Here is a 26,543-nt window from a genome sequence, read left to right on the forward strand (position 1 = left end):
AGCGCTTTGCAAGGTGTCGGCCTCCTTGCCAGGGCCGACCTGTCTTCAACGTCACCGAACTAGTAGGAGGACGGACTTGATCGTTAATGGCGAAGGCAGGACAGGCTCGCTAACCAGTGCCTATAGGCTTGCATGGGGCGTGGCCCTGATCTTCTACTTTCTCGAATACGTCGTCCGCGCCGCGCCGGCCGTCATGCTGCCCGAGTTGAGCACCGCGTTCAACGTCGATACCGTTAGCGTGAGCGTCATCGTCGGGACCTACTACTACACCTATTCTGTGACCAGCCTCGTCGCCGGCGCCGCCCTGGATAGGTGGGGGGCGAGGACGCCCGTGGTGATCGGCTTGGCGATGCTGGGCCTTGGCTGCCTCTTGTTTGTCGTCCCTGTGTCGCCGATCGGCGACACAGGGCGGCTTCTGCAGGGCGCTGGATCGGCCTTCGCATTCACTGGGGCGGTCTTCCTCGCAACCCGCGGCTTCTCCGGTAGCGCCCTAGCTACAGCCGTCGGGTTCACGCAGTCCTTCGGGATGCTGGGTGGCTCGGCGGGCCAACTCGGGGTGGGTCCCCTGATCCACGGACCATTGGATTGGAGAGGGTTCTGGATCGTGACAGCACTCGCCTGCTTTGTCGTCGCGGTCGTGCTGTTCATCACGACGCCGCGCGATGCAGGTCGTCCGAGCCACGATGCTGGACGGTCGAACAGCATCCTCGCCCCGTTCAAGACCGTGCTCGGCAACCCTCAGTCCTATCTGTGCGGGATCATTGCCGGCCTCCTGTTCGTGCCGACCACCGTGGGCGACATGGTTTGGGGCGTCCTGGCTTTCGAGAAAGACAGGTCCTTCGAGTACGGGCGAGCCATATCGGTGGTCGCGATGGTTCCGCTCGGATGGGCGATCGGTTGTCCGCTTCTGGGCTGGATGGCCGACGCGCTCGGGAGGCGAAAATTTGCCCTGACCGGCGGCGCAATCGTCATGCTGGCCGCCTTGCTCGTGATCGCTTTCACGCCCGACCTCCCGGTCAACTACGCTGCCATGCTGGTCGTCGGCATCGGATCCGGGGCGGCGATGATCCCCTACACGATCATCAAGGAGGTGAACCCTGCCGGGGTGGAAGGCAGCGCGGTCGGGGTGATTAACTTCGTCACCTTCGCAGTCACCGCGGTCATCGGCCCGGTCTTCGCCCGCTTCATCGGAGCGGGCGTTGGCTTGAACTCCGATCACATTGCACAGTTCCGCGAAGGAGCGCTGTTTTGGGCGAGTTGCGTGGCAGTGGCCCTCTTCCTCAGCCTGCTGCTGCGCGAAACAGGCCGCGGCCGATCCGGCGAGCCTCGATCGCCTTTGTCTCTGGTCAACCTCGGGAGCGCAGGTCAGCCATGAGGTCCGTGACGTTCCGGACATCCTTCGACAAGTAAATATAAAAGGAGTTATTGCAGCCGGCGCATGACGGGAGCCGGGTGCCAGGTCTTTGGCCACACGAGCGTCGCAGTGACTTACGAAAACGAGCCTAATTGCTGCACATTTCCTGAGGTAGAATACTATCGGTCGAGGTTGTGAGTCGATGACGACCATTACGACGAGAGACGGAGCAGAGATCTATTTCAGAGACTGGGGCGCCGGAGAGCCAGTCGTCTTCAGCCATGGTTGGGCTCTGTCGGCCGACGCCTGGGAAAGCCAGATGTTGTGTCTCGCCTCGGAAGGTTACCGCTGCATCGCCTTCGACCGGCGGGGACATGGCCGTTCCAGCCAGCCCTGGGACGGCAACGAGATGGATACCTACGCGGACGATCTTGCAGAGCTGACCATGGCGCTCGATCTCGGGCCGGCCGTGCACGTGGGTCACTGCGCCGGGGGCGGCGAGGTGGCCCGTTACGTCGGGCGGCACGGGACACGGCGGGTCTCCAAGGTCGTTCTGATCGGAGCGGTTCCGCCCCTGATGATCAGGACCGACGCGAACCCGGACGGAGTGCCGGCGAGCGCCTTCGACCAGATCCGCTCCGGACTGATCGAGGACCGCGCTCAGTATTTCGATGACCTGTCGATCAGATTTTTCGGGATGGATCGGCTCGGCGCCGGGATCAGCCAAGGCTTGCGCCATGCGCTCTGGATGCAGGGCATGATGGGGGGACTGAAGTCCGAACTCGATAGCGTCAAGGCGTTCTCCGAGACTGATTTCACCGAGGACCTGATCAGGTTGGACAGGCCGACCTTGATCCTGCACGGCGACGACGATCGGTTCGTGCCCATCGACGTTTCCGCCCGACGTTCGGTCAGACTGGTGCCGAACGCGGTACTAGAAGTCTATTCCGGCGCCGACCACGGCCTGTGCTCGACCGCCAAGGACCGGGTCAACGCCGACCTGCTCGCCTTCCTCAAGGCTGACAGCTTTTAAGCGCGCGGGCCCTCGCGCGGGTCGCAGAGTGAGGATTCGGCCTTGCCCAACGAGATCATCGCCGCCGCCCTGACGGTGCTTTGCCTCATCTGGTGGGGTGCTTCGCGCGCGCAGGCTACCTGGCAGAGACTGGGAGCCGCCGCTTGCCTCTTTGCCACACTGAGCACCTTCGTATTCCGTATCGTCGGCACCCCGATCAAGCCATCGTTCAGCGGCAGCGCCGGCTGGCTCCTGGGACAGCAGGCGATCGTCGCCCTGTGGTGGCTGCTTTCCGCCAAGCTGCTCAGCGAGATCGCGCGCCACGTCTTCCGCAGCGGTCCACTCGCGCACGGCGGCAGGCTCGTGCCGGACCTGTTGGCTGGTCTCCTCTACCTGGCCGCGGCCCTCGGCATCATCGGGGCCGTCTTCGGCCTCCCGGTGGGCGCCCTGGTCGCCACGTCGGGGGTAATCGCGATCGTACTGGGCCTCGCCCTGCAGAGCTCGCTGTCCGACGTCTTTTCGGGTATCGCCGTGGGCATCGAGCAGCCCTACGCGGTCGGCGACCGGATTCTCATCGACGGCCAGACCGAAGGCACGGTCGTCCAGATCAACTGGCGGTCCGTCCGGATCCAGACCGATGGGGACGACGTCGCAATGATCCCCAACAGCGTGGCCGCGAAGTCACGTATCGTCAACAGGAGCGTGCCGTCGAAGCGGCGGAGAGACACCATCCATGTCCCGTGCCCATCCTGCGTCCCCCTGAACAGGTCATTGCCCTGATCGGCAACGCGCTCCTGCTCTGCCCAACGATCCTGCTGAAGCCTTCCGCCGCTGTCGCGATTGGCGAACTCGGGAGACGCTTCAACACCTACCATGTCTCATTCTCTGCCAAGGACGGGGATGCGCTCGGGAGCGCGCGCAACACTTTGCTGCTCCAGATCGTCCGCCAGTTTCGGGCGGCTGGCATCGTCGGCGCAGAGGTCAGGCGACGAAGCCTCGAAGAGGAGAAGCGCGATGCCATCGCAATCCCGCTTTTTCGTGCCTTAACTCCGGAGCAAATCGCCTTGCTGGCTGCGGTGACGCTGAAGCGGACCCTCCTTCCGGAAGACGTCTTATTCACTGAGGGCAGTAGTGGCGATTCGCCATTCATCGTGGTGTCTGGCATCTTTGAGGTGGCGCGCAACTTGGCGGGCGCATCAACAGTCGTCGGGCGGATCGGTCCCGACGACTACATCGGCGAGATCGCTCTGTTGACGGGCGCGCCTTACGGTGCCGGTGCGAAGGCAATCACCGATGCCGTTGTCCTTGAGCTGCGGTCAGACGATTTGCGCCCACTTATGGCTTCCGATCCGGACCTGCTCCACGCATTCGAGATTTCGGCCAGGCGCGGCCAGAGTATCCTCCAGCGCTCGGTGGCTGCGAGCGTCGGCGCGCACGCGATCGCCGCCCCCGACCTCTTTTCCAGGATCAAATCCTATTTCGCCGTGCGATGAAGCGGTTGAAGGCCTCCTGATGAACCCCATGGAGGGCTCATTGTTGCTCCCGAGTCTACCGTGCGGGATTCACGAATTTTCACACCGTTTAACTCGCTTCTTCAGTGATGCACGTGGAACATTGGTCAAGCCCGAGCTAGCCGCCCCGCGAGCGGCGCCCGTTGATGGAGGCCTGACCGGCATGCCTACATTCGAACAGACAGTCTGCCCGAACGCAGCTTGCTCCGCCTCTTCCGACATCGTTGTGGGCAGTGTCGCCGGCGCACGACATGCGGGTTCCCTGCTTTCAGGGCTCATGGATCAAGCGACCGCAGCGCTGGACGGGGATCGGGAGCGGGCCCTCACCTTCCTCGGACGCGCAATGGCCCTTCTGGAGGCGGCGGTCGAGGCCAAGTCGATTGACGACAGAAACGCGACGCGGGGAGGCTCTTTGGCTCCTTGGCAGTCCCGAAGGATCGCGGCCTACATCGAGAGCCGGCTTGAGACACCGCTATGTCTGGATGAACTCGCGCGGATCACGTGTCTGAGCAGGAGCTACTTCACACGTGCCTTCCGGCGGAGCTTCGGCACGTCGCCGCATAACTACATCATCAAGCGGCGCATCGAACGCTCGAAAAAGAGGATGCTCGAGACCACAGACCCGCTGAGCCAAGTCGCGCTCTCATGCGGCTTCACGGATCAGGCGCATTTCTCAAGGGTGTTCCGCCGTCTCGTGGGAAACGCGCCGTTCGAATGGCGCCGGAGCCGAGTCGCGGAACGCAGCGATGCCGGGCTGCCGGCTTATCGCACGGCGATGCCTACCAAGGCCGATCAACGGAGCCATCAAGCGGCTGATCTGCCGCTCATTTCACACCAAGTCTGCGACAGTTCGCTTTCTTCGTTACGCGCCTTCTGATCACTCGTTCTCGTCCATTTCAGCCTCGACCGCCAGGGATGATCGCAATGTTCGACGCATTCCATCTCGCGAGAGCACAGTTTGGCTTCACCGTCGCCTTCCACATCATGTTCCCGGCTTTCTCGATCGGCCTCGCCAGCTTCCTGATGGTGCTCGAAGGCTTGTGGCTGCGAACCGGCAGGCAGGTCTATCTCGATCTCTTCCGCTACTGGATCAAGATCTTCTCGATCGGCTTCGGCATGGGCGTCGTGTCCGGTCTCGTCATGTCCTATCAGTTCGGAACGAACTGGTCGCAATACGCGGATAAGGCCGGCCCGGTGATCGGCCCGGTCATGGCCTACGAGGTGCTCACGGCGTTCTTCCTGGAGGCGGGCTTCCTCGGCGTAATGCTGTTCGGCATGGAACGCGTTGGGCGCAAGCTGCACTTCTTCGCCACATGCATGGTCGCCGGCGGCACTTTCCTGTCCGCCTTTTGGATCCTGTCGGTGAACAGCTGGATGCAGACGCCGGCCGGCTTCGGCATCGGCCCGGACGGGCGAATGTTCCCCACCGACTACTGGCAGGTGGTGTTCAACCCTTCCGTATTCGTTCGGGTGCCGCACATGGTGCTCGCGTCCTACCTCGTGGTCGCTTTCATCGTCGGCGGCGTCGCGTCCTGGCACATGCTGCGGGGCCACGCGACCCCGGCCGTGCACACGATGTTTTCGATGGCGATGTGGATGGCCGCCATCGTCGCTCCGGCCCAGATCGTCATGGGCGACCTTCACGGGCTGAACTCGCTTGAGCACCAGCCCATGAAGATCGCCGCCATGGAGGGCGACTGGGAGCCCTCCGGCCCCGACGGCGCGCCGCTCATCCTGTTCGGGCTGCCAAACATGGAGCAAGAGCGCACCGACTACAAGATCGAGATCCCGCACGCCTCCTCGATGATCCTGACCCACACCTGGAGCGGCCGCGTCCCCGGCCTAAAGGAGGTCCCGGCCGCCGATCGGCCCTATTCGCCGGTCATCTTCTGGACCTTCCGCGCCATGGTCGGGATCGGCTTCCTCATGGTCGGGCTCGGGCTTTTCAGCCTCTATGCGCGCTGGCGCGGTATGCTCTACACCAACCGGTGGCTGCACCGCGCGGCACTGACGCTATCACTCGGGCCGCTCGTCGCCCTGCTATGCGGTTGGATGACGACGGAAATCGGCCGCCAGCCCTACACCGTCTATGGGGTGCTTCGCACGATCGACAGCGTGTCTCCGATCGGCCTTCCGGGGATCGCGACCTCCTTCGCGGTCTTCGCTGTCGTCTACTTCATCGTGTTCGGCGCAGGCATCCTCTTCATCCTCCGCCTGATGGCCAAGCCGCCGCGGGCCGGCGAAACGGGCGTGCGCACTGACCTGCCGACCCGAACCGCGGGCATCCATCCGGGCCTGCCGGGCGCCGTGCCGCCCGGCACGGGCGAAGCCTCGATCCAGCCGGCGGAGTAGGATCATGAGCACCGAGACCATCGCCACCATCTGGGCCGGCCTGATCGCCTTCGCGGTCATGGCGTATGTCGTGCTCGACGGCTTCGACCTCGGTGTCGGGATGCTGTTCGCCGTCGAGCGCGGGGCGGAGGACCGGGACACGATGGTGAATTCCATCGCACCCATGTGGGACGGGAACGAGACCTGGCTCGTGCTCGGCGGTGGCGGCCTCTTCGGCGTGTTCCCGCTCGCTTATGCGGTGATCATGCCGGCGCTCTACCCAACCATCCTCGGCATGCTGTTCGGCCTGATCTTCCGGGGCGTCGCCTTCGAGTTCCGCTTCCGCACCGAAACCGAGCGGGGGCGGAAGCTATGGGATTTCTCGTTCTTCGGCGGTTCCACGCTCGCCGCGCTCTGTCAGGGGCTGACGCTAGGCGGCCTGCTGCAGGGCATACATGTTGTGAACCGGCAATATGCAGGCGGCTGGTTCGACTGGTTGACCCCCTTCACGGTGTTGTGCGGGATCGCGGTGGTGGTCGGCTACGCGTGGCTCGGTGCCTGCTGGCTGGTGTGGCGCACGGAGGGTTCGCTCCAGCACCGCGCCCGCCGTCAGGCGCAGGTGCTGGCCTGGGCGACGCTCGCGCTGATCGTCGCCGTCAGCCTGTGGACCCCGTTCCTCAATGCGACCTTCATGCACCGCTGGTTCGGCTGGCCAGGCATCCTGCTCACCAGCCCCGTGCCGATCCTCATCGCGCTGATCGCCCTTGGCTTCCACATCGGCATCACGCGCGAGCATCACCTCACGCCCTTCCTCAGCGCGCTGGCAGTGTTCGTCCTCTGCTTCGCGGGCCTCGGCATCAGCATGTTCCCGCTGATGATCCCGCCGGACATCACCATCTGGCAGGCTGCCGCGCCCCGCGCGAGCCAACTCTTCGTCCTGGTCGGCGCCTCGGTTTTGATTCCGCTGATCCTGACGTACTCGGGCCTCAGCTACTGGGTGTTCCGCGGAAAGGTGAAGGCCGGTGCGCACTACCACTGAGAGGACGAGGGCAGATAACCTTCCCAAGCGGCTTGCCTGGTTCGTTGGCCTGTGGCTGGCGGCGTGCTCACCGTGGCCGCTGTTGCTACTGCCCTGCGCTGGGTCTTGCATGCGCTTTGACCCGCTGTTCAACAGCCTGCGAAAACGAGTTCTGGAGTCCAGCCTTGAGTGATCCCCTAGCAGGACCTCCCGCCGTCGCAAAGGCGCCGCGAACCTCGGCCGCCATCGTGATCGTCACTGTGGCCGTCATCGTCGGCCTGTCGCTGTGGTATCTCGTGCAGCCGCAACCGCTGCTGGTGCAGGGCGAGGCGGACGCCACGCGCATCGACATCGCGGCTCGGGTCGACGGGCGGGTCGCCGAGCGGCCGGTTGACCGGGGCAGCGACGTGGCGGCCGGCGCCATGCTCGTGAGGATCGACAATCCGCAGCTCCTGACCAAGCTCGCCGAGGCGGAGGCCGCAGAAGCCGTGGCGCAGGCCGACCTCAAGCGCATCCTGGTCGGCACGCGGGCCGAGGTGGTGGCGCAGCGCAAGGCGGCGCTGGCCGCGGCGCAGGCCGACGCCACGCTGGCACAGCAGACCTTCGACCGGACCAAGCAACTGACCGCCCGCGACTTCGCGCCCGTGCAGAAGCTCGACGAGAACACGCGCAGCCTCGACGTCGCCCAGCGCGGCGTCGAACAGGCGACGTCCGCCTACAATGAGGCCGTCGCCGGCTACACCCCGGAGGAGCGGGGCGTCGCCCGGGCCGCCGTCGCCAAGGCGCAGGCCTCGGTCGGAACCCTGCAGGCGCAGGTGGACGAGCTCGTGGTCAAGGCGCCGTCCACTGCCCAGGTCTACCAGGTTGGCAGCGAGGTCGGGGAATACATCTCGCCGGGCGTGCCGCTGCTGTCGCTCGTCGACCTCGGCGATGTCTGGCTGCGGTTCGACCTGCGCGAGGACCTCGTCAAGGGCCTCAAGATCGGCGACCGCTTCACCGTCAAGGTGCCGGCCCTCGGCGACCGCATGGTCGGCGTCGCCGTGCGCACCATCGCGACACGCGGCGAATATGCCGGTTGGCGCGCCACACGCGCGACCGGCGACTTCGACCTGCGCACCTTCGAGGTGCGGGCCTACCCGGTCGAGAAGATCCCCGAACTTCGCCCGGGCATGAGCGCCTATGCGGCCTGGGCGGACGGCGCTCGGTGAGCGGGCCGCTGCGCCCCGGCTTCCTCGCCGTCGCGCGCCGCGAGGTCGCCTGGATCCGTCGGGATCGCGTGGCGCGCCTGATGGTGCTCGTGGTGCCGCTGCTCGCCTTCGCGCTCCTCGCCATGACCTTCGGCAACGCCGTCATCCGCCAGCTGAAGGTCGACGTCGTCGACCAGGACCGCTCGCCCTCGTCGCTGAGCTTGGTGCAGGCGATCGACGCCGCGCCCGGCGTCACGGTCGCCTTGCGCTCGCCCGACCTCACGGGCGCCATGCACGCCATCCGATCGGGCGAAGCCATCGCCGCCACCTATATTCCGCAGAATTTCGAGCGCGACCTGATGGCCGGCCGGCGGCCGCAGGTGGTGATCTTCTACAACAAGCAGTTCTTCACGCCGGGCAACGTCGCGTCCGGGGCGCTGCAGGCCGCCATTTCTGCCGCCGTTACCGACCTGCCGAAGGGCGTGAAGACCGCCGGCGCCACGCCGGGAGCGCTGGTCGTCGAGCAATACGTGCTGACCAACCCGGCCCTCAACTACGCCCAGTTCCTGCTCCGGGCGATCCTGCCGACCGTGCTGCACGTGATGATCGCGATCGCGGCCGGGTTCGCGGTGGGGTCGGAGTTCACCGGCCGGTCCGTCGCCGACTGGCTCGCGACGGCCGGCGGCTCGCCGCTCACGGCGCTCGTCGGCAAGCTCGCCCCCTATTTCGGCCTGTTCGTCGTCATGATGACAGTCGGCCTCGGCATCATCCACGGCCTCTACGGCATTCCGTTCCGCGGCGACCCGGTCATGACCGCCGTCGCGGCCTGCCTTTTGATCCTCGCCTATCTCTCACTCGGCGCGCTGTTCCAGCTGCTCGTCCTGAACCTCGCCACGGGCCTGACGCTGGCCGGCGTCGTCTGCTCGCCCGCCTTCGGTTTTGCGGGCGTTGGCTTCCCGGTGCTGGCCATGAACGGTTTCGCGAGGACGTGGGGATCGCTGCTGCCGCTGCGCTGGTACATTCAGATCCTGTTCGACCAGGCCGCGCGCGCGGTTCCGCTGCGCGATTCGGCCATGCCCTTCGCCTATCTGACGGCGCTAGCGATCATCTTCTTCGGCCTCGCCTGGCTGCGGCTGCGCGTCGTCGCGCGACATCCGCCTGCCTCCGCGGCGGACCCCGCCCCGCCTGCGGCCACGCCGCATGGCATCGTCGGCTTCTTCGTGGCCGAATACGGCCGGGTGCTGTGCGACAAAGGCGCCTTCGGCCTGATCGTGCTCGGGCCGCTGATCTACGGGGTCTTCTATCCGCAGCCCTACCTCGGCCAGTTGATCCGCCACGTGCCCATAGCGGTGGTGGACGACGACGGCACCGATCTCAGCCGTACACTGGTGCAGGCTCTCGATGCGGACGAGGCCATCACGGTCGCAGCGCGTCCCACCACCCTGGCGGAGGCGCAGGCCGCCCTGGCGCGGCGCGAGGTGTTCGGCATCCTCTCGATCCCCGCCGGCACCGCGCGCGACGTTCTCAAGGGCGACCGCGCGCGCCTGCCGGCCTATGTCGATTCCGCCTATTTTCTGCTCTACAGCCGGACCCTGCAAGGGATAACTGAGGCCGCCGGCACGGTGTCGGCCGATCTCGCGGGCGGCGGCGCGCGATCCGACGGCAGCCTCTACCGCGCCGCGCTGGCCCGGAGCTCGCCCGTCGAGATCCTCAACCAGCCGCTGTTCAATCCCACCGGCGGCTATGCGAGCTACATCGTCCCGGCCGCCTTCCTGCTCATCCTGCAGCAGACGCTGCTGATGGGGTCGGCGACGCTCGGCGGCATCGCGTTCCAGCAGGGCGGCTTCGCGGCGCGACGCCGTCGCGGCACGCCAGCCGCTGTCGTCGGGCAGGCGCTGGCCCACCTGCTGCTCGCCTTGCCGGGATGCGCGCTCTACCTCGTGGTGCTGCCCCGCCTTTACGGCTTCTCCTACACCGAGCGGCTGCTCGACCTACTCGTGCTCGTCATTCCCTACATCCTGTCGATCAGCTTCCTGGGTCAGCTCGTCGGCGCAGCCTTCCGCCGCCGCGAGACGGCGGTGCTGCTGCTAATCGCCGTCAGCCTGCCGATCTTCTTCCTGGTCGGCGTCGCCTGGCCGCCGGAGGCCATTCCGCCCGTGTTGCGCGCGCTGGGTGCGGCCCTGCCGAGCACCTCGGGCATCGAGGGCCTCGTACGCATCAACCAGATGGGCGCCTCGTTCGGCGACGTCTTCGCCAACTGGGCGCGGCTGTGGGTGCTCGTCGTCGTGTATGCCGTGCTGGCCATGGTGATGGCCCGTCTCGCCAGCCGTGAGGAGCGCGTCCATGTCGACTAGACGAGTGGCTCTCGCCATTCTTGTGCTTGCGGCGGGGGCGGGGGCCGTCCTCTACAGCCGCCACGGCGCAGACGAGGCGCCCCCCATCCTCGGCATGGTGCGGCGGACCGAGATCCGCATCGCGCCCGAGGTCAGCGGTCGGCTGGCGTCGATCGCGGTCGCGCCGGGCCGGCACGTCAGGCGCGGCGACCTGCTGGCGGTGATCGACAACCCGGACATCACGGCGGCCCTGGCCGAGGCAAAGGCGGCGGCGGACAGCGCCGCAGCGGATCGCGCGAACACCTATTCCGGCACGCGGCCCGAGCAGGTCTCGATAGCGGCCGAGGCCGTTCGGACGGCCGAAGCCAACCTCCTGCTGGCCCAACAGCAATACGATCGCGCTGCTACCTTGAACTCGAAGAGCTTTCTCAGCCAGCAGCAGCTCGACGAGAGCAGGACCTCCCTCGCCAAAGCCTGGGCCGATGTCGAAGGCAAGCGGGCTGCCGCCGCCGCCGACCGGGCCGGCCCCACGGCCGAGGAACGCCAGTTGGCCGACGCCAAGCTCGCGGCGGCGAACGCCGCGGCCGCGTCGCTCCAGGCCCAACTCGACAAGGCCCGTCTCGTGGCGCCGGACGACGGGACCGTGGGCGTCCGCGTGGCGGAACTCGGCGAGATCATGGCTCCGGGCAGGGCCGTGATGACGCTCAACCTCGACGGCCAGCGCTGGTTCGCCTTCACGATACGCGAGGACCGGCTGCAGGGACTAACGATCGGCGGCGCGGCGACGCTGACGGCCGCCGATGGCAAGCGCCTGGAGGCTCGCGTCGTGGAGATGCGGCCGCTCGGCGAGTTCGCCACGTGGCGCGCCGCTCGCGCCGTCGGCGACCACGACCTCAACAGCTTTCGCCTCCGGCTCGACCCGCAATCTCAGGACGCAGGATTGGACCCTGGTATGACGGTCTGGCTGGCCGCCAGATAGGCCGGCACGGCGCTCCGCCCAGCGAAAAAGGTGGCCGAACGTACAATCGGTTTGGGCCACCGTCGCTAGATTGGCCCAACCTGGAGCCGCGGACATGCAGCTCGACCGGCCGGATCGACCCTTTGGAGCATCAGCCTTGCCTCATTGCAATCGCCATTCCGCAGGATTGACCCGACGGATGGCCGTCCTGGGATCAACGGCGCTCTTCGCCGTTGCGGGTCTGCCCTCGGGCGGAGCGCTGGCCGAGGGACAACCTGCACAAGCGAACACGAACGGAGCCGAAGCGATGGGTACCATCAAGGTCAAGGACGGAACGGAGATCTTCTACAAGGACTGGGGGAGCGGGCAGCCCATCGTCTTCCACCACGGTTGGCCGCTCAGCAGTGACGACTGGGACGCACAGATGATGTTCTTCCTCCAGCACGGTTTCCGCTTGATCGCCCACGACCGGCGGGGCCATGGTCGTTCGACGCAGACGTCCACCGGCAACGATATGGATACCTATGCCGCCGACGTGGCTGAGTTGGCCGCGGCGCTCGACCTCAAGGATGCGATCCATGTCGGCCACTCCACCGGCGGCGGCGAGGTCGCCCGCTATGTCGCCCGATACGGTGCGGGCCGCGTGGCGAAGGCCGCGCTAATCAGCGCCGTCCCACCGATCATGGTGAAGAGCGAGAGGAATCCGGGCGGCCTACCTATCGAAGTGTTCGATCAGATCCGCGCCGGCACAGCGTTTAACCGCTCCCAGTTCTACATCGACATCACGTTGCCGTTCTACGGATACAACCGTCCGGGCGCGGCCGTCTCGGAAGGCGTGCGCCGCAACTGGTGGCGTCAGGGCATGATGGGCGGCATCAAGGCGCAGTATGACTGCATTAAGGCGTTTTCCGAGACCGACTTCACCGAGGATCTCATGGCGATAGCCGTGCCGACACTCGTGATGCACGGCGAGGACGACCAGATCGTGCCTTTCGCGGATGCCGGCCCGCTGTCGGCCAAGCTCCTGCGCAACGCGACGGCCAAGTTCTACCCGGGCTTTCCCCACGGCATGCCGACCACGAATGCCGAGCAGATCAATGCGGATCTGCTCGCGTTCATCCAAGGCTGACCGGATGTCCCGCGTCGCGGACGCCGAGCCGGCCGGGCCACCTATCGATAGCCGCTAGGCACATGGGTCGGGAGCCGTGAATCACCAAGTGTGCGGTACGCGCCGTCGGCTGGAGCACGCGGCGTCGAACGCAGTCCGTACCATCAAGCCGCTGGGCTTGGCCGCCGCTTTGGCAGTGACACTTTGTGGCTGTGCCGAGCATGCGCGCAACGTCCTGATCCCGATCGATGTCGAGGTGCCGAACACTAGCAGGGTCGACATGCTCGTCATGACGACCCGCGCACCATCCTCACAACCCGGCGAGTTGTTCACCGGGGAGCGCGGCGCGGGGCGGGCTCTCGACGAGATCGTCGTCTCCGTCCCCCCCGATGCCAACCGCAAGGTCGGGGACGTCCAGTGGCCGGCGGCGCTCCCGGCAGATCCGGCGCTCGACTTCGCGACCGTGAAGGTGGTCGACATGGCGCGAAGTCAGGCGGGTTCCTGGTTCCGCCGCGTCGGAACGAACGGAAACAAGCTCCTGATCTTCGTGCACGGCTTCAACACCACCTACGAGGAGGCGGTCTACCGCTTCGCCCAGATCGTCCATGATGCCGGTACGCGCGCGGCACCGGTTCTATTCACCTGGCCGTCGCGCGGCGACCTGTTCCAATATGCCTACGACAAGGAAAGCGCGACCACTTCCCGGGATGCCCTGGAAGCGCTCCTTGCGCGCGCGGCGGGCGACCCGAATGTGAGCGATGTCACAGTGCTAGCCCATTCGATGGGGAACTGGGTCGCCATGGAGGCCTTGCGGCAAATGGCGATACGACACGGGGCAATCAGCCCGAAGATCAAGAACGTCATCCTCGCCTCGGCTGACCTTGACGTCGACGTGTTCAAGAGCGAGTTCCTCGACATCCCATCGCCGCGACCGCGGTTCACGCTCTTGGTATCGACCGACGACCAGGCGCTTGGAATTTCGAGAGCGATCGCCGGGGACATCGACCGGCTCGGGGAGATCGACCCGTCGGTGGAACCCTATCGCTCGAAACTCACAGGGGCCGATATCGCCGCGATCGACCTCACGAAGGTCCGCACCGGCGACGACATCAACCACACCAAGTTCGCAGAAAGTCCCGAGATCGTGCGGCTGATCGGTGCTCGCCTAATCGAGGGGCAGAAGATCGACGGCGATAGCCCGTCCGTGGATGCGGAGGTCGGACAGACCCTGTCGCAGGCCGCCGCGAAGGTCGGTACGATCGCGGGCAAGGCAGTCGTCGCTACGGATGTTGGGGGAGAACGACGATGACGGCGCATCGGCCTGTCCTGGCCAATGACCGCGCCTGAATGGTACGTTGACATGACCTTTCGCGATCAGGCGGAGTTTCGGAGCTCGTTCAACAACACCGAGGCGGCGAGGAGGTCGGTGGTCTCGAACCCTTCGGAGAAACGTTCCAAGACGGGCTGCAGAATGCCGAAGGCCGCATGCGGTTGCTTCCCTTTCCGCTTGCTCGATGCAAGAGAGATCGCCGCGCGAAGTTCCCAGGCAAGTGCGCCCTGTTCGCGGGCGACGTCCAATGCTTCGACGAACAGCCGCTCCGCTAATACCTGCCTGTCTGTTTCGCTCGACCGGAGGGCGCGTTCGCCTTCCGCACGCAGCACCTCTGCGCCGCACCAGCTCGCTTGGCGCGCGCCGGTGTCGACGAGATCCGGGCCGCTGAGCAACCCCGCTTCGATCGACACGAGGATCTGGCGATCGAACCAGATCAGGTTGCTGACTCCTGGAATGATGTTGCTGCCGGCGACGTCTACGCCCGCCTTTCGGGCTGTCCAAATCCGACGGTAGCGGTCCGCCCAACCCTGCATGTATGCGAAGGCGTTTCGCTGGGTTTCCGAAGCCAGCAGGTCGATGTAGTGCGCCGCAAGCTCATTGTCGCCCGACCAGAATGCCAATGGGCATGCGCAGCTCGACAATATGTAGCAGAGTGAGCTCGGGTTGCGGGCCTCGGCCGCGTCCGCGACGGCGCCGCGGACCATCTCCAAGGCTCGATCGGCATGTCCTCGGATCCACAGCACGCAAGCGAGGTTAGCCCGCGACGCTGTCGTTTGGTCATAGCGGTAGACGGTGCCGAAGGAAGGGCCGACGGGGCGGTGCTCCGCGACGAGCGCCTCACCTATGCGTTGAGCCTCGACAAGATTACCCTGACGAAATTTCGTAAGTGCCAACGTGCGGCTCGCGATCGCCGCCGTTTCCAGGTTCCCCTCGCTCTCGCCGAGCGCAATGAGCTTGTTGCAGAGCGACATCGCGGCCGGATGGTCGCCCATGACACCGCGCTCGTGAGCCAACGCCCACACGGCCGTCGTCATGCTCGGGACGTCGTCGGTGGACTCGGCAATCTCCAGGGCACGCTGAAATGCGAGAACTTCGGCTGGTCCTGGTCCATGGATGTGGAAAACGAGGTGTCCCAGTGCGAGCTGCAGCTGCATCTCCTCCCGACCGCCGCCAAGGTCTGTCGCGATCAGGCGATTGAGCGATTGTGTGACGCGGGTCCAATATTCGCCCAACTGGGATCGTCCGAGCCAGAGCGGCGCTGACGAGATCGTGAGCTCGATGCCGGTTCTTGCGTCTCCCTCAGGAGAGAACGCCCAGTCGAGGGCAGCCTGGACATCCTCGACGAGGCTGCCATTGCGTGCCCACCAATCATCCTGTCGGGCGGCTTTCCACTCGGCCTCGGCCGCGGCGAGGCGCATGCGCACGTAGTCGGCATGCTGTCGGCGAGCCTGGTCCAGGCGGCCTGACGCAACAAGCTTTTCCGTCGCATAGACCCGGGTCGTGTCGAGCAGGCGGTAGATAGCCGTCGTGTCTGCCTTGTCGACGTGCAGGAGCGACGTCGCCGCGAGCTGGAGGACGGCGGCAACGACATCGGTTTCCGAGACCCCGTCCATCTGGGCAACAGCTATCGCCCCATTCAGGGTGAACGCTGTCCGGAATACTGAAAGGCTTTCCAGGACCGCGCGATGGTCGTCGGCCAACAGGTCGTGGCTCCAGTCCAGCATGGCCCGCAGCGTCTCATGACGCGCGATCGTTCGCCGACCTTGCGTCAGGAGGTTCAGGCGATCACCGAGACCGGATGCCAGGATGTCCAGGCCGAGGGTGCCGGCGCAGGCGGCCGCAAGTTCGAGGGCGAGTGGCAGGCCGTCCAATTGGCGGCAGATCCGGGCCACAGTTCCGGCGTTCATGGGCGTGATGCTGACCGGGTTCAATGACGTTGCAGCCCGCTCCGCGAAGAGCTGCACGGCCGAGAAGGCAGTGATGTCGGTCGCCGAAGGTGCGTCTTCGTTCGGCGGCACCTGCAAGGGAGGTAGCCGGTAGACCGCCTCGCCCTTGCAGCGGAGGGCCTCCCGGCTTGTGGCCATGATGCCGATTCCGCTGCATGACAGCAGCAAGGTCTCGGCAAGCGTTGCGGCAGCCACGATGACGTGTTCGCAGCTGTCGAGCACGATCAGTGCTGATTGCCCTCGCAGCGCCCTCAGGATCACGGGAATCGGCTCGCCCGACAGCGGCAGATGCAAGGCGGATGCGATGGCGGCCGCTACGCGGGAAGGGTCGTCCAGCGTCGACAGATCGACGAAGCAGATCTCCTTACGTCCCAGATCTGCCAATCGAGCCATGCACGACATGGCCACGCTGGTTTTTCCGATCCCACCAGGCCCGACGAGCGTCAGCATGCGCTCCCGGCCCAATCGCTCCACGACATCGGCTATGGCCTTGTCCCGACCGATCAAGGGCAATGAAGGCGCTCGTTGGTGCCATCGGATCACCTCGGATCGAGGCTCCAAGCCGCTTAACGCCGCCGAGACAATGGGCGCGATGAACCGGTAGCCGCGCCCGGATTCGTTCACGATGTAGCGTTGACCATGCATTCCGTCGCGGAGCGCCTTGCGCAATGCGGCGACTTGGACCCGGACGTTGCTCTCCTCAACGATAACCCCGGGCCATGCGAATTGGATGAGCTCGTCTGTCGTGACAAGCCCGCCGGCCCGCCGGGCAAGCACGGTGAGAATCGCGAGCGCTCTGCTGCCGAGCGGAATACGCCTCCCTCCGTCCAAAAGCACCGCCTGCTTCGGCCGAAGTTCGAAGGTGCCAAAGCAGAGGCTGTCGTCGACCATGGAGGGGCGTGCCCGCGCTGGACCTGATGATTGAGCAGTCGGACTACACTGCAGCATTTCGACAACCCGCACGCAATGCTGACCTTAGACCAGCGTAAGCGGGCGAAGGCATCCGGAAGGTGCCTGGTGGGAGTTCAGAAGCGACGAGGTTTCGGCAGTGACGAGTGAAGCGCGGCTCGTCCTTCGAAGCCGCCAAGAACGTTTCCGGGCTGATCGCTGGGGTGCACTCGGCCATTTTCGGTAAATGTCGGCTTGCTGATGATCTCACCGGAAAGCAGCCATTCCCCTTTCGGCCAGGCTTGCTCATATTCGACGAAACAGGCTGCCCGCTTGCAGACCTTCCGAATGCCCGCAAAGGGTCGGTTCCGGTAATTGTCATTCCCGGAAGCGGCCGGGCATCTTCTCTCCTAATGGGCGATTGCCTTGCCTTAGGGGCGAAAAGGAAGGCGAGTTGATCGGGGTAGGTGCTCGACCCGCGAAGTTGCGGATGGAGCTAATCTCGTGCGAGTTTTGACGCTCTTACCGCGGTCTTCATCGAGACACATTGCGACGCTTGCTCAAATTCCTGCACACGATCGGGGCGATCGGGCTCGTGGGATCGGTCGCGTCGATGCTTGTATTGCTTCGCGTCGCTCCTCCCCCGGCCTCAGTGGCCGGATATGCCCTGCTGCGCGGCGCCATGGGCGCCATCGCCAAGTGGATTTTTCTGCCGTCGATCGCACTCACTCTGGTCGCGGGCCTGTTCGCAATGGCACTGAACAACTCCTATCAGAATGCTGGCTGGGCATGGCTGAAGCTTGCGAGCGGTGTTCTCATTTTCGAGGGCTTCGCGCACGTTCAGGGCGTGATGCAGGACGAAGCCGAACGAAGTGTGAGAGCCGTCGCGGGCCAAGTCGATCCAGCGACGTTGGGAGGATCGTCAGGGGCGGAGCAACTCACATTGTGGGTGGTGCTCGCGGTCGCAATCGCCAATGTCGCGCTCGGCATCTGGCGCCCACGGCTTACCCGGCTTCCCAAGTAGCCATCCAAAGGCCACAGCCGGCTGACGATCGCTGGACCGCGAGCCAACTTGGTTAACTCGGGGCCAAGATGGCGACGGGTTTCCTGAAACTTTGCCACTCTTGGTCGACATGGAATGCATTGGTGATCCGCCGCTTCAAGAAAACGCGGTGATCCGGGCGGCCGAAGAAATGGGGTTGTGACCGGCGGAAGGCACGATGGCAAGGGAAACGCGCGCAGCGTGAGCCGCGGGCGCTAGGTATTGGTGCTCAACCGTCGGCTGGATTCCTCGGTGAGTGTCTCAGGCGTGCGCCTTCGCATTCCGCTTCATGCCATAACCGACTACGCCGAGAGCCATGAGGGCGGCGCCGAACATCGGGGCGGAGGCAGGCAGAGAGACGGTCCCTACCGAAACGGACACTTCCGACGAACTGAGTTGTGCATAGTACCCGGTTCCTCCCACGTTGCCTGTGGAAGCAGCACCATACGTGCCATTGCCATTACTGTAGACCGCGAACAGCGGAAAGGCTCCGAACGACGCGGTCGTGGTTCCGACGTCGAAAAGCAGACCATTCGTGAGAATTGGGTAGGCTTGATCCAACCCGCCGAAATCAGTCCCATCATTCCCGCGAAAGCCTACAGGCCCAGGAATTGTCTCGTTATAGGAAGTGCTGGTGGTGATTAGGACGAGATCGGCGTTCGTCAGCCCGTACCCAGTAAATGTACCGGTACCGCTCAAAGCCTGATTGCCAACAACATCGAGATTGAGCTGGCTTGTAAATGCACGTCCCTGAATGACACCCGACACCTCTACGATGGTCGACGCTTGTGCAGCCCCAGTTATGAGGCTCAAAGCCATTCCGGCCAATGGTGAAGGTTTTCGGATGCCGGCCGGCTGAGGCCGAGCGTGAGGGCTGAGGGCCGGCGTCTGAAAACCGCCCAAGGACGAACGCACGGCTGAGCGTGGAACGCGCAGGCGACGTTGGCTCGGAGAGGCGGCAGCCTGTCTCACTGCCCCCCGCGCCTTTTGAAAACCCTGTCGAGCGCCTGGTGGCCCACCATGCCTTCTTCGAAAGTGATCTTGGCGAGGCGGTTGCCGGTGAGCTTGATCGGCAGATCGAACCATTCCGCGCTTCGCAAGAGGGTGGCGTCCTTGTCCGCGTCCGGACCATGCGGCAGGCCGACGAGATAGACCCGCGCACTGATCGGCACCACCGTCGCGGCGAGCGGTTGGCCGACGGCCCCTTCGGTCGCGCGCAGGGTCGGCGGTGCGACGGTCTCAATCAAATCCTGGAAGGAAGTCTCGGCCGCGGTGAAGCGAAGTTCGATCGTATAGTCGACGGGCAGGCTTGGGTCTGTGTTGGAGCGGACCTGTATCGTCAGATCCGCGCCCGTGCCGGGAAGCGCCACATCGGCGCGGATGGCGTCGCCGTCGGCCTCGGCATGCCAACGGACCTCCCCGACCGAGATCTGCGGGTGATCGGGATTGTCGAACGTGCCGAGGAGGAGTGCTGCGCGGGCCGCGGGGGCCGGCTCTGCCGCCGCTGGCATAGACAGTACGCCGACGAGGCCACTGCAGACGAGCAGGGGCCCGCAATATCGTTTGAGAATGTTCATCCACCGCTCCTGTTGGCGACAACAGGCGGCTGCCGGGGAAGGCCGCCGCCTTAAAACACTCAATCGGTGCAGACGACCTTGCGGACCTTGCAATCGTTCTTGTCGCAGGCGGCCAGCGCCGCCTTCTTCGCCTCGTCCGCACTCTCGCCCCACGCAGTGCCGGAGCTGCCGTCATCGGCGAACGCAATGGCCGCGCAAGCGTTGACAGCCCAGACCACGGATGAGCAAGCGCCCATCGCATTGGCCTCGCGGTCGCAGCTCGATGCGGCGGCCCGCTCCGCCGCCCCCTGATCGGAATAGTTCCACGCATAGCCGATCGCCTGGCCGCGGGTCTGTCTGGCGATGGCCGCGTAGCGGGGGCCGGCGGCGACGCCCGCATCATGCGAGCAGTCCATGATGAAGTTGCCATAGGCATCGGTCATGATCGCCTCGCACGCGAGCGCCGGCGAGGTTGTTGTGATCAACCCGCCGAGAAGCGCCAGAGCGCCGAGGCCACCAAGGCCACCGAGGCCCCCAACGAGGCGGCGCGCCGTCAGGGCTTGAGAAAAATGCTTGCTCATGTCCGTCTCCCACGAAGCGGCCGCCCCAATGGCGGCCTGCTAGAGGTGACGAAGGGCCAGAGACTTTTCGCGTGATCGAGCCGGAAGAATCATGAGCACTGCGCGGGGCGCCGCGCTCACGGTGCCTGTCAATCATAGCAATCGACCCGGAAGAAATGGCCGATGAGATGCCGGCCCTTTGGCAGCGGAAGATCGAGTCCGGGCACGGTTCGGTTCTGCCAAATAGCTGGACGGTCGCCCGGCTCGCGACCGATGTCGTCGCTGTCGTCGTAGACGAGCAGGACGAAGTGGTTGGGATCGATCCCGGCGAAACCGGACGACACGTCCTCGGCCTTGAGCACGGCATAGCGCGGGGCCGTTGCCGGTGCGGTGGTGGCGACGGTTTCGAGCTGGGATTTGTTGGCGATCGTGTACCATAGCCAGGGATCGAGCACGGACGACCGCGCGATGATGACGTGGCAGACCGGAAGCGCCGCAAGGGCCAGGAAGCTGCTCGCCGCCCGACGGAAATATCGTCGCCACAAGGCGATGCTCATCCCGATCAGAAGCGTGAGGACGAAACCGGCGAGCGGCAGGATGAGCACGAGGCGCGAGAGGTCGACCACCACACGCAGGGCCTGCGGAACGCCCGCACCCAGAGGCCAGAAATCGAGGATCCAGCGGGCCGCTGCAAACCACGCGCCGCAGGCGGCGCCGATCCAGATCCGGCGCATTCGCCAGCCGTCGGCCGGTCGTGGCCGAGCCACAGGCTCCAAGGTCGTATCAGTCATAGAAGGCATCCATCCCGGGAGTGAGACAAGTCCGGCGCCGCGGGTCCAGACCTCCGCGACACGGAATCGAGGGAAGCTTTTGGACCCCCGCGCCGGACGGCGCGGGAGCGTTGTGCAGGGCTCGTGCCCCTAGATCGGCAAGGTCGCGAGGGTCCTGGCGACCACATCGTCGTTCAGGGGCGCGAAGATGCGGCGAGCGACGCGCTCGGCCGTTCGGCTGCCCGTGGCATCGCGCCGGGCCAGAATGCCCAGGACCAACACCACCGGCGAGAGGCCCAGGATCCGGGCGACCCGCTTGAGAGTGGCCCGCGCCGCCAGGCGCTGGACCTGGTCCGCCATGTCGGGCGGCAAACCGCTGAGATCCCCGTCAACCAGCTGGGGCCCGGCGGCATCCCAAAGGTCGGCGGGAACCTGTGGCCACGGACTGCTGGGACGTCTGCTGATCGGCGATCGCTCCAGCCATTGCGACGCGGCATGCGAGACCCGGTGAACCATCCGGCTCAACCCTGTCGGGATCGGCGGCTCCCTCCGCATCATCATCATGCTGTCGCCGTCGTAGCTGTGGCCAAGGGCGACGCCGGTCAATCTCGGTGACGAGGCCGCAGGTGCCGGCAAGTCGATTTTGCGCGTGACAAGCAGACCGCTCTGTCGCGCCCCGTCACGATCGACCAGGACAAGGCTTGTCAGTGGGCCGGCCAGCCCCTCCGCCACGCTCAGGGCCGTGGCCTGTGCTTCCGGCAACCGGGGCAAGGCGAGGGTGGTGGCCAGCGCCGCCACTGCCTCTAGAGCTGGCAAGTCTGTTTCGACTGGCAGCCGCCATTCGGCCGTGATTCGCAGCCCATCCCGAACGGCAATCAACCGATCGAGCGGACCCTCGATCATCTCGGCCTCTTCGTGCTTTGTGCGCAAGGCCGCGATGGCGCTGGCCACCGCGCCGGCGACGTCGCTGCCGCGCGCCACGACGAGGGAGCCCCCGGTCAATGCGGCGAGATGACCGATCCCGGCTTCGAGGCTGTCTTCCCCGATCAGCACCACCGAGAAGCGGCGCCCGGTCCGTGCCAGGGCCATGGCATCGGGGGCGTAGCTCTTGCCGTCGGTGACGATGAGGACGTCCATCGCGGGTGACCGGTCGATCGCCTCCTGCAGCGCTCCGCCTATTTCCGTGCCGCCTTCCGGCCCTCCCAGGTGCCAGAGCAACTCCTCGAATCCGCTCGCCGTCGTGGCCTTGCCGAGAGCCTGGCAGGCTTGGTTGAACTCGAAGAGATCGATCTGGTCTGCCGATCGCAGGTGGCCGGACACCGATCGAAGCCCGGCCACCACCGAACCGTGCTTCGTGGTGGCGGCGTCGGCGGAGCAGCGCTCGGCCATCGAGCCCGACCGATCGACGAGGATCGCCGCCGCGATCGCGTGGTCGCTTTCGGGTTCTGCCACGATCGACAACGCGATCGATCGGCCGTCAGCCGCGCGGCCGGCGCTGTTCGACCGGCTTGGGGCCTCCATGGACAGATCGATGGGTCGATTGAGCGGCACCTCGATCTCCCCGACCTGAAGCGCCGTCTCCCCGAGCCAGACGGTCTTGTCCCCTGCCGAGATACTCAGAGGCGCCATCCCGTTCGGTCCTCCATTGCTGAGGCGGTCCGACGCCCTGAGCGGCGAGCGTCCGTAGACATCGCCAACCGTCAGCGGGATGCGCAACATCACACGCCTCGGCCCATTCGGAACGAGCAAAGCGGCCCACCAGGCGCGGATGACGACCTCCGCCCCCGGCGCGAGATGCGCGAGGGAGAGCTGATGAATGCCCCGAAGGACTTCCTCGTGAAGCACGGCGAGCCAGCCTTCGTCGATGGCATCCTCGTAGGTCTGGCGCGCTGCCTCGCGGGGCTGGCAGATCCCCTTCAGGGTGCGTCCGTTGACCGTCGCCTCGAGATCGTAAAGGACGGCTCGGACGGGCATCGGCATGGTCAGCGTCGCCTCGATGCTCTCGAATTCCCCGTTGCGAAACGTCCGCCACGTCTCAACCGCCGCGACATGGCCTTGCAGGGTGACGTGAAAGCGCGTGGCCGTGAGCGGGATCGGCAGGCCGCTGCCCTTGCAGACGACGCCATCCCGAAAGCGCGAAAGCGGATCGTCATCCGGTCGATTGTGCATGCTCATCGTGATCTCCTGAGTCACGACACGATTTCCCCGGTCCGGGCGCGTGCTGGCGCCAGGCCGTCGAAACCTGTCGTAGATCAGGACGGAGGGGGACTAGCTTTTAGGGCTCCACGGAAAATCTCCACGAGGCTCCGCCGAAATCCGATCAAGCATCCGTCTCCCCAAATAGCCGCCATCATGCGAGCGGCAGGGAGATCATGATGTTTGGACGCACCTGCAGACTTCCGATCAGCGCCCTCGCGCTGTCCGTCGCCGTGGCAACCCATGCGCAGGCAGCGCCCGAGCTGCCGATCGCCGACATGGTCAAAGCCGCAAAGCTCAGTATCGGCAAGATCGTCGTGAAGATTCCGTACAAGCGGAAGGACGGCAATCTCGGAACCCATGTGGGCACGGGGACCGGTTTCGTCTTCGACGGGAACGGGGACTTGGTCACCAACTGCCACGTCGTGTCGTCGGACGACGACAAGCCGGTGGGCAAGATCGAGGTGGCCGTGCAGTTCCCGGACGATCCGGCCTTGCGGCTGAACGCGACCGTGGTGGGCTGCGACGCCCCCGGCGACATCGCCGTCATCCACGTCGACGGACTCGGAGCCGAACGCAAGCCGCTGCGCTTTGCCGACGCGCGCACCATCGAGGTGGGACAGGAAGCCATCGCCATCGGCTTCGCCGATGCCATCGACGGCGAGGCCACGGTGTCTCGCGGCATCGTCAGCGCGCTGCATCGCTCCTATCTCGATGGCACGGTCAGCGATCTCGTGCAGACCGATGCGGCGGTCAATCACGGCGATTCCGGCGGCCCCCTCCTGAATCGGCAGGGCGAGGTGGTCGGCGTGAACAGCTACATTTCGGTCGCCAGTGTGAAGGTCGGCGATATCGTCAGCGCGACGGCGAAGAAGGCCAATGTCGATGATGACATTCCGGTGCACGCTTCCCGGACGGGCATTTCCTATGCACGCGGCGCGGAGACGGCGGCCCGCTACGCCCGCGCGATCCTCGCGAATGGCGCGGTCTCCCGTCCTGACCTTGGGGTGGTGGTCAAATCCCCGGACTTCAGCAGCCTCACGCTGCCGAGGTCGGCGCTCTTCGTGAAGAGCGTGGACGCCCACGGCGCGGCGGCGTCCATCGGCCTACATGCCGGCGATTTCGTCTACTCCGTCGAATGGTCCAACGGCTTCGTCTACCCTATCTGGGATCAGGGCAGCCTCAGCGATGCCCTGGCGCGGATCGAGCCCGGCGACAAGGTCAAGATCCACTTCTATCGGATGACGGAGGCCGGACTCGACGCCGCTGCGGACATGGCGACCGTCCCGGATGCGGAGGTGCAATGGTTCTACGTCGATTGGAGCCCGCTGGTGACCCGGCCGAAGCGAGACGAGGCGCCTGCCCGCCAAAAGAGCACGAACGAACGCATCGCGGAGCTGTTGAAGGCTTGGCAGCGCTGACATCATGAAGGCGGCGGGCCTACACCGGGGTCAGCGAGAGCACCACCCCTCGTCCCACCTTCCCCGAAGCGGGGAAGAAGACACCTATCCTCATTGGCCCGCCGGTGCCCTCTCGCCGCAAGCGCGACGAAGGACGCCGTTCGGCTGGCGCGCCTGCACCAATCCGAGTTGCATCCCTAGTGAAGGGCGCCCCACCGGTCTCTTGCACGCGCCGCTGCTTCGTTTTTCGTGGCGTCGTCGAGCACCCGATCGAGGTCATCGAGCACATCCCGGAACGTGGGATGCGGATCGCGGCACGCGAAGAGAAGCAGCGACCGGGCTTCGACGAGGTCCTTGGCGACGCCACGACCGTGAATATGGAGGAGAGCGAGGTGGTAGGCCGCGCGCGCGTCGCCGCTCTCCACCGCTTGCGCGAAACAACGCGCCGCTTCGGCATCGTCCCGCGGCACGCCATCGCCGCGCACATGGAGATTGCCAAGGTTGACGAGCGCACGCGTCTCGCCCGCCTCGGCGGCCCGCTTGTAGGCTTCGATCGCACGGGCGATATCGCGGGGCACCAAAGCGCCTTCGCTCAACATCGCCGCGAGATTGAAGCTCGCGCGTGCATGGCCGGCGTCGGCGGCGGCCTCGTACCATTCGAGAGCCTCGACGGGATCACGCTCGATTCCGGTCCCGAACTGCAGGGCCAATCCGATACGGAACGCGCCCTCGCGATCCCCCTCTTCAGCGGCCTTGAGATAGAGGCGAGCCGCCTCGGCGGCATCTTTCTCGACTCCAAGCCCTTCGTCGAAGGCGATCCCCAACCATCGCAGCGCGACCGGATCGTCCTGCTCGGCGGCCTTGCCCATCCACAGGTGGGCCGTCTGATAGTCGGGGGGCGTCGCCCGCGCGGCCTGTAGGCCTAGGCGCCGCTGCGCGCGCGGTTCCTCTCGTTCGACCGCGCGAGCAAACCACTCCTCCGCCTCGGATTTTTCGTTCTCAGACCGACCCGGCCGCGTGAGCAGCCGCGCCAGAGAATACTGCGCAGGGCCATAGTCGTAGCGGGCCGCTTCGCGAAACAGCGCTTCGGCTTCAGCCACCGGGTCGTCGCTCTTCACGCGCCCGCGCAGGCAGGCATTGCCGCGGCGTGTGAGGAAGACGCCGAGGTGCACCGCCGCCGGAGCATGCCCCTGTTCGGCCCCTTTCCGGAACCAAGCGAGCCCCTCCGCTCCTCCTTCCGGTGTCCAGGTCCTGATCGCCGACATGCCCATGGCGATCTGCGCGGAGGGATCTCCCGCTAGGGCCCGGGCCTTCAGGTCACGGGCATCATCCTCGGACATGACGGCATTTCCATCGGAACAGTTTTCCGGAACACTACGGAGCCATGCCAAAGCAAGCCACCGGCGAGACCAACTGCCTTCTGGGTAGGGCTTGGTTCGACGCGGAGGGACGCCATCGCTTCGCCTGGGGCGTGGTCGGACCCGGAGGCCTCGAAGAAGGGATCGAGTACCCTGCGGAGGATGGACGGCTGGTGCCAAAGACGGAGCCGGCCGAACCGCCCCCCGACATCACCACTCCCGATTCCGATATCGTGTTTCACTCGCCTCCGGAACGAGCGGCACGTAAGGGGCCGACGCCGAGAGCGCGACGTTCCAGCAGGCGTATTTGTTGCCGTCGAGAAATTCATCCATCGCGCGAACCGCCTGCGCCGTCGTGATCGAGCTCAGCAGGACGTCGCGATAAATCCTGGGATCGGGATGAAACAGGCGCTGCGTGCCCGCCACGGCGCCGTAGACGCGCCGACTGAGCCGGACCTCCATCCAGCTGGCGATGCAGACCGCTGTTCCCTGGGAACATGATCCCATGTTGAAGGCCACCTTCGGGCCCTCGTCGCGATTGTGAGGGGCATGGAGGATGTGGCCTGCCACCAGCTCATGCCTGATCCAGATCAGCGCCTGGAGCTCGTCGGGCTGGAGATTCAGCAGGGCCGCAGATCGCTCGATATCGTCGTTCAAGAATCGTGGCGTCATCGTGTATCGT

22 protein-coding genes are annotated in these 26,543 nt (G+C 65.5%); 14 read left to right on the forward strand and 8 right to left on the reverse strand.

The genetic code is table 11. The features are described 5' to 3' along the window. Positions 1–76 precede the first annotated feature (76 nt). The 12 genes from M8523_RS28240 (at position 77) to M8523_RS28295 (ending at position 14,121) form a co-directional block, all read left to right on the forward strand. Positions 77–1,375: an MFS transporter gene (locus M8523_RS28240; protein WP_282588219.1), complete on the forward strand. Its 1,299-nt coding sequence runs from the start codon at positions 77–79 to the stop codon at positions 1,373–1,375. 181 nt (positions 1,376–1,556) lie between these two features. Further along, positions 1,557–2,387 (forward strand): alpha/beta fold hydrolase, encoded by an 831-nt coding sequence (locus M8523_RS28245; protein WP_282588220.1) that lies wholly within the window; start codon positions 1,557–1,559, stop codon positions 2,385–2,387. A 42-nt stretch (positions 2,388–2,429) separates the two neighbouring features. Beyond that, positions 2,430–3,146, forward strand: coding sequence for a mechanosensitive ion channel family protein (locus M8523_RS28250; RefSeq protein ID WP_282588221.1), 717 nt, complete (start codon positions 2,430–2,432; stop codon positions 3,144–3,146). A 146-nt stretch (positions 3,147–3,292) separates the two neighbouring features. Then, positions 3,293–3,859 carry a cyclic nucleotide-binding domain-containing protein gene (locus tag M8523_RS28255; RefSeq protein WP_282588222.1) on the forward strand — a complete coding sequence of 189 codons (567 nt, stop codon included), beginning with the start codon at positions 3,293–3,295 and terminating at the stop codon, positions 3,857–3,859. A 181-nt stretch (positions 3,860–4,040) separates the two neighbouring features. After that, complete coding sequence (locus M8523_RS28260; RefSeq protein WP_282588223.1) at positions 4,041–4,754, forward strand: helix-turn-helix domain-containing protein; 714 nt, start codon at positions 4,041–4,043, stop codon at positions 4,752–4,754. A gap of 38 nt (positions 4,755–4,792) precedes the next feature. Then, positions 4,793–6,229 carry a cytochrome ubiquinol oxidase subunit I gene (locus M8523_RS28265; RefSeq protein ID WP_282588224.1) on the forward strand — a complete coding sequence of 479 codons (1,437 nt, stop codon included), beginning with the start codon at positions 4,793–4,795 and terminating at the stop codon, positions 6,227–6,229. A 1-nt stretch (position 6,230) separates the two neighbouring features. Next, positions 6,231–7,247 carry a cytochrome d ubiquinol oxidase subunit II gene (gene cydB, locus M8523_RS28270; RefSeq protein WP_428351506.1) on the forward strand — a complete coding sequence of 339 codons (1,017 nt, stop codon included), beginning with the start codon at positions 6,231–6,233 and terminating at the stop codon, positions 7,245–7,247. Positions 7,248–7,411: 164 nt separating this feature from the next. Beyond that, positions 7,412–8,434, forward strand: a complete 1,023-nt coding sequence (locus tag M8523_RS28275) for an HlyD family secretion protein (RefSeq protein WP_282588226.1) — start codon at positions 7,412–7,414, stop codon at positions 8,432–8,434. After that, positions 8,431–10,767 carry an ABC transporter permease gene (locus M8523_RS28280; protein ID WP_282588227.1) on the forward strand — a complete coding sequence of 779 codons (2,337 nt, stop codon included), beginning with the start codon at positions 8,431–8,433 and terminating at the stop codon, positions 10,765–10,767. The genes M8523_RS28275 and M8523_RS28280 overlap by 4 nt, the downstream gene beginning before the upstream one ends. After that, positions 10,757–11,725, forward strand: coding sequence for an HlyD family secretion protein (locus M8523_RS28285; RefSeq protein ID WP_282588228.1), 969 nt, complete (start codon positions 10,757–10,759; stop codon positions 11,723–11,725). Before M8523_RS28280 ends, M8523_RS28285 begins: the two co-directional genes overlap by 11 nt. A 286-nt stretch (positions 11,726–12,011) precedes the next feature. Then, complete coding sequence (locus M8523_RS28290) at positions 12,012–12,833, forward strand: alpha/beta fold hydrolase (RefSeq protein WP_282588229.1); 822 nt, start codon at positions 12,012–12,014, stop codon at positions 12,831–12,833. A gap of 76 nt (positions 12,834–12,909) precedes the next feature. Then, entirely contained in the window at positions 12,910–14,121 is a 1,212-nt protein-coding gene (locus tag M8523_RS28295; RefSeq protein WP_282588230.1) for an alpha/beta hydrolase, read from the forward strand. Between the two features lie 65 nt (positions 14,122–14,186). Here M8523_RS28295 and M8523_RS28300 read toward each other — a convergent pair whose 3' ends face one another. After that, positions 14,187–16,982, reverse strand: a complete 2,796-nt coding sequence (locus M8523_RS28300) for an ATP-binding protein (protein WP_282588231.1) — start codon at positions 16,980–16,982, stop codon at positions 14,187–14,189. Between the two features lie 544 nt (positions 16,983–17,526). On the opposite strand from M8523_RS28300, the gene M8523_RS28305 reads away from it, so the two are divergent. Beyond that, a complete protein-coding gene (locus tag M8523_RS28305) occupies positions 17,527–18,003 on the forward strand; it encodes a hypothetical protein (protein WP_282588232.1) in 477 nt (158 codons plus the stop codon). Positions 18,004–18,282: 279 nt separating this feature from the next. Here the strand turns inward: M8523_RS28305 and M8523_RS28310 are convergent, their stop codons facing one another. From M8523_RS28310 to M8523_RS28330, 5 genes are all read right to left on the reverse strand, one after another. Beyond that, positions 18,283–18,840, reverse strand: a complete 558-nt coding sequence (locus tag M8523_RS28310; RefSeq protein WP_282588233.1) for a hypothetical protein — start codon at positions 18,838–18,840, stop codon at positions 18,283–18,285. Between the two features lie 149 nt (positions 18,841–18,989). Next, a complete protein-coding gene (locus tag M8523_RS28315; RefSeq protein WP_282588234.1) occupies positions 18,990–19,598 on the reverse strand; it encodes a hypothetical protein in 609 nt (202 codons plus the stop codon). 59 nt (positions 19,599–19,657) lie between these two features. Continuing rightward, positions 19,658–20,158 (reverse strand): DUF4189 domain-containing protein, encoded by a 501-nt coding sequence (locus M8523_RS28320; protein WP_282588235.1) that lies wholly within the window; start codon positions 20,156–20,158, stop codon positions 19,658–19,660. Positions 20,159–20,286: 128 nt separating this feature from the next. Then, complete coding sequence (locus M8523_RS28325) at positions 20,287–20,928, reverse strand: hypothetical protein (protein WP_282588236.1); 642 nt, start codon at positions 20,926–20,928, stop codon at positions 20,287–20,289. Between the two features lie 129 nt (positions 20,929–21,057). Next, on the reverse strand, positions 21,058–23,082 hold the full coding sequence (locus M8523_RS28330; protein ID WP_282588237.1) for a VIT domain-containing protein: 2,025 nt from the start codon (positions 23,080–23,082) through the stop codon (positions 21,058–21,060). 197 nt (positions 23,083–23,279) lie between these two features. On the opposite strand from M8523_RS28330, the gene M8523_RS28335 reads away from it, so the two are divergent. Next, positions 23,280–24,524 (forward strand): S1C family serine protease, encoded by a 1,245-nt coding sequence (locus M8523_RS28335; protein ID WP_282588238.1) that lies wholly within the window; start codon positions 23,280–23,282, stop codon positions 24,522–24,524. 176 nt (positions 24,525–24,700) lie between these two features. Here M8523_RS28335 and M8523_RS28340 read toward each other — a convergent pair whose 3' ends face one another. Further along, positions 24,701–25,843, reverse strand: a complete 1,143-nt coding sequence (locus tag M8523_RS28340; RefSeq protein ID WP_282588239.1) for a tetratricopeptide repeat protein — start codon at positions 25,841–25,843, stop codon at positions 24,701–24,703. Positions 25,844–26,071: 228 nt separating this feature from the next. After that, the gene (locus M8523_RS28345; RefSeq protein WP_282588240.1) at positions 26,072–26,533 is read right to left on the reverse strand and encodes a hypothetical protein; all 462 of its coding nucleotides are present in this window, start codon (positions 26,531–26,533) and stop codon (positions 26,072–26,074) included. Positions 26,534–26,543: the final 10 nt, after the last annotated feature.

Source organism: Lichenifustis flavocetrariae, assembly GCF_026130545.1.
Classification (GTDB): domain Bacteria; phylum Pseudomonadota; class Alphaproteobacteria; order Rhizobiales; family Beijerinckiaceae; genus Lichenihabitans; species Lichenihabitans flavocetrariae.

Coding starts and splice junctions, on each gene's coding strand:
- M8523_RS28245 (WP_282588220.1), top strand. CDS start 1,557: ATGACGACCATTACGACGAGAGACGGAGCAGAGATCTATTTCAGAGAC.
- M8523_RS28260 (WP_282588223.1), top strand. CDS start 4,041: ATGCCTACATTCGAACAGACAGTCTGCCCGAACGCAGCTTGCTCCGCC.
- M8523_RS28265 (WP_282588224.1), top strand. CDS start 4,793: ATGATCGCAATGTTCGACGCATTCCATCTCGCGAGAGCACAGTTTGGC.
- M8523_RS28285 (WP_282588228.1), top strand. CDS start 10,757: ATGTCGACTAGACGAGTGGCTCTCGCCATTCTTGTGCTTGCGGCGGGG.
- M8523_RS28290 (WP_282588229.1), top strand. CDS start 12,012: ATGGGTACCATCAAGGTCAAGGACGGAACGGAGATCTTCTACAAGGAC.
- M8523_RS28300 (WP_282588231.1), bottom strand. CDS start 16,982: ATGGTCGACGACAGCCTCTGCTTTGGCACCTTCGAACTTCGGCCGAAG.
- M8523_RS28310 (WP_282588233.1), bottom strand. CDS start 18,840: ATGGCTTTGAGCCTCATAACTGGGGCTGCACAAGCGTCGACCATCGTA.
- M8523_RS28315 (WP_282588234.1), bottom strand. CDS start 19,598: ATGAACATTCTCAAACGATATTGCGGGCCCCTGCTCGTCTGCAGTGGC.
- M8523_RS28320 (WP_282588235.1), bottom strand. CDS start 20,158: ATGAGCAAGCATTTTTCTCAAGCCCTGACGGCGCGCCGCCTCGTTGGG.
- M8523_RS28325 (WP_282588236.1), bottom strand. CDS start 20,928: ATGACTGATACGACCTTGGAGCCTGTGGCTCGGCCACGACCGGCCGAC.
- M8523_RS28330 (WP_282588237.1), bottom strand. CDS start 23,082: ATGAGCATGCACAATCGACCGGATGACGATCCGCTTTCGCGCTTTCGG.
- M8523_RS28335 (WP_282588238.1), top strand. CDS start 23,280: ATGATGTTTGGACGCACCTGCAGACTTCCGATCAGCGCCCTCGCGCTG.
- M8523_RS28340 (WP_282588239.1), bottom strand. CDS start 25,843: ATGTCCGAGGATGATGCCCGTGACCTGAAGGCCCGGGCCCTAGCGGGA.
- M8523_RS28345 (WP_282588240.1), bottom strand. CDS start 26,533: ATGACGCCACGATTCTTGAACGACGATATCGAGCGATCTGCGGCCCTG.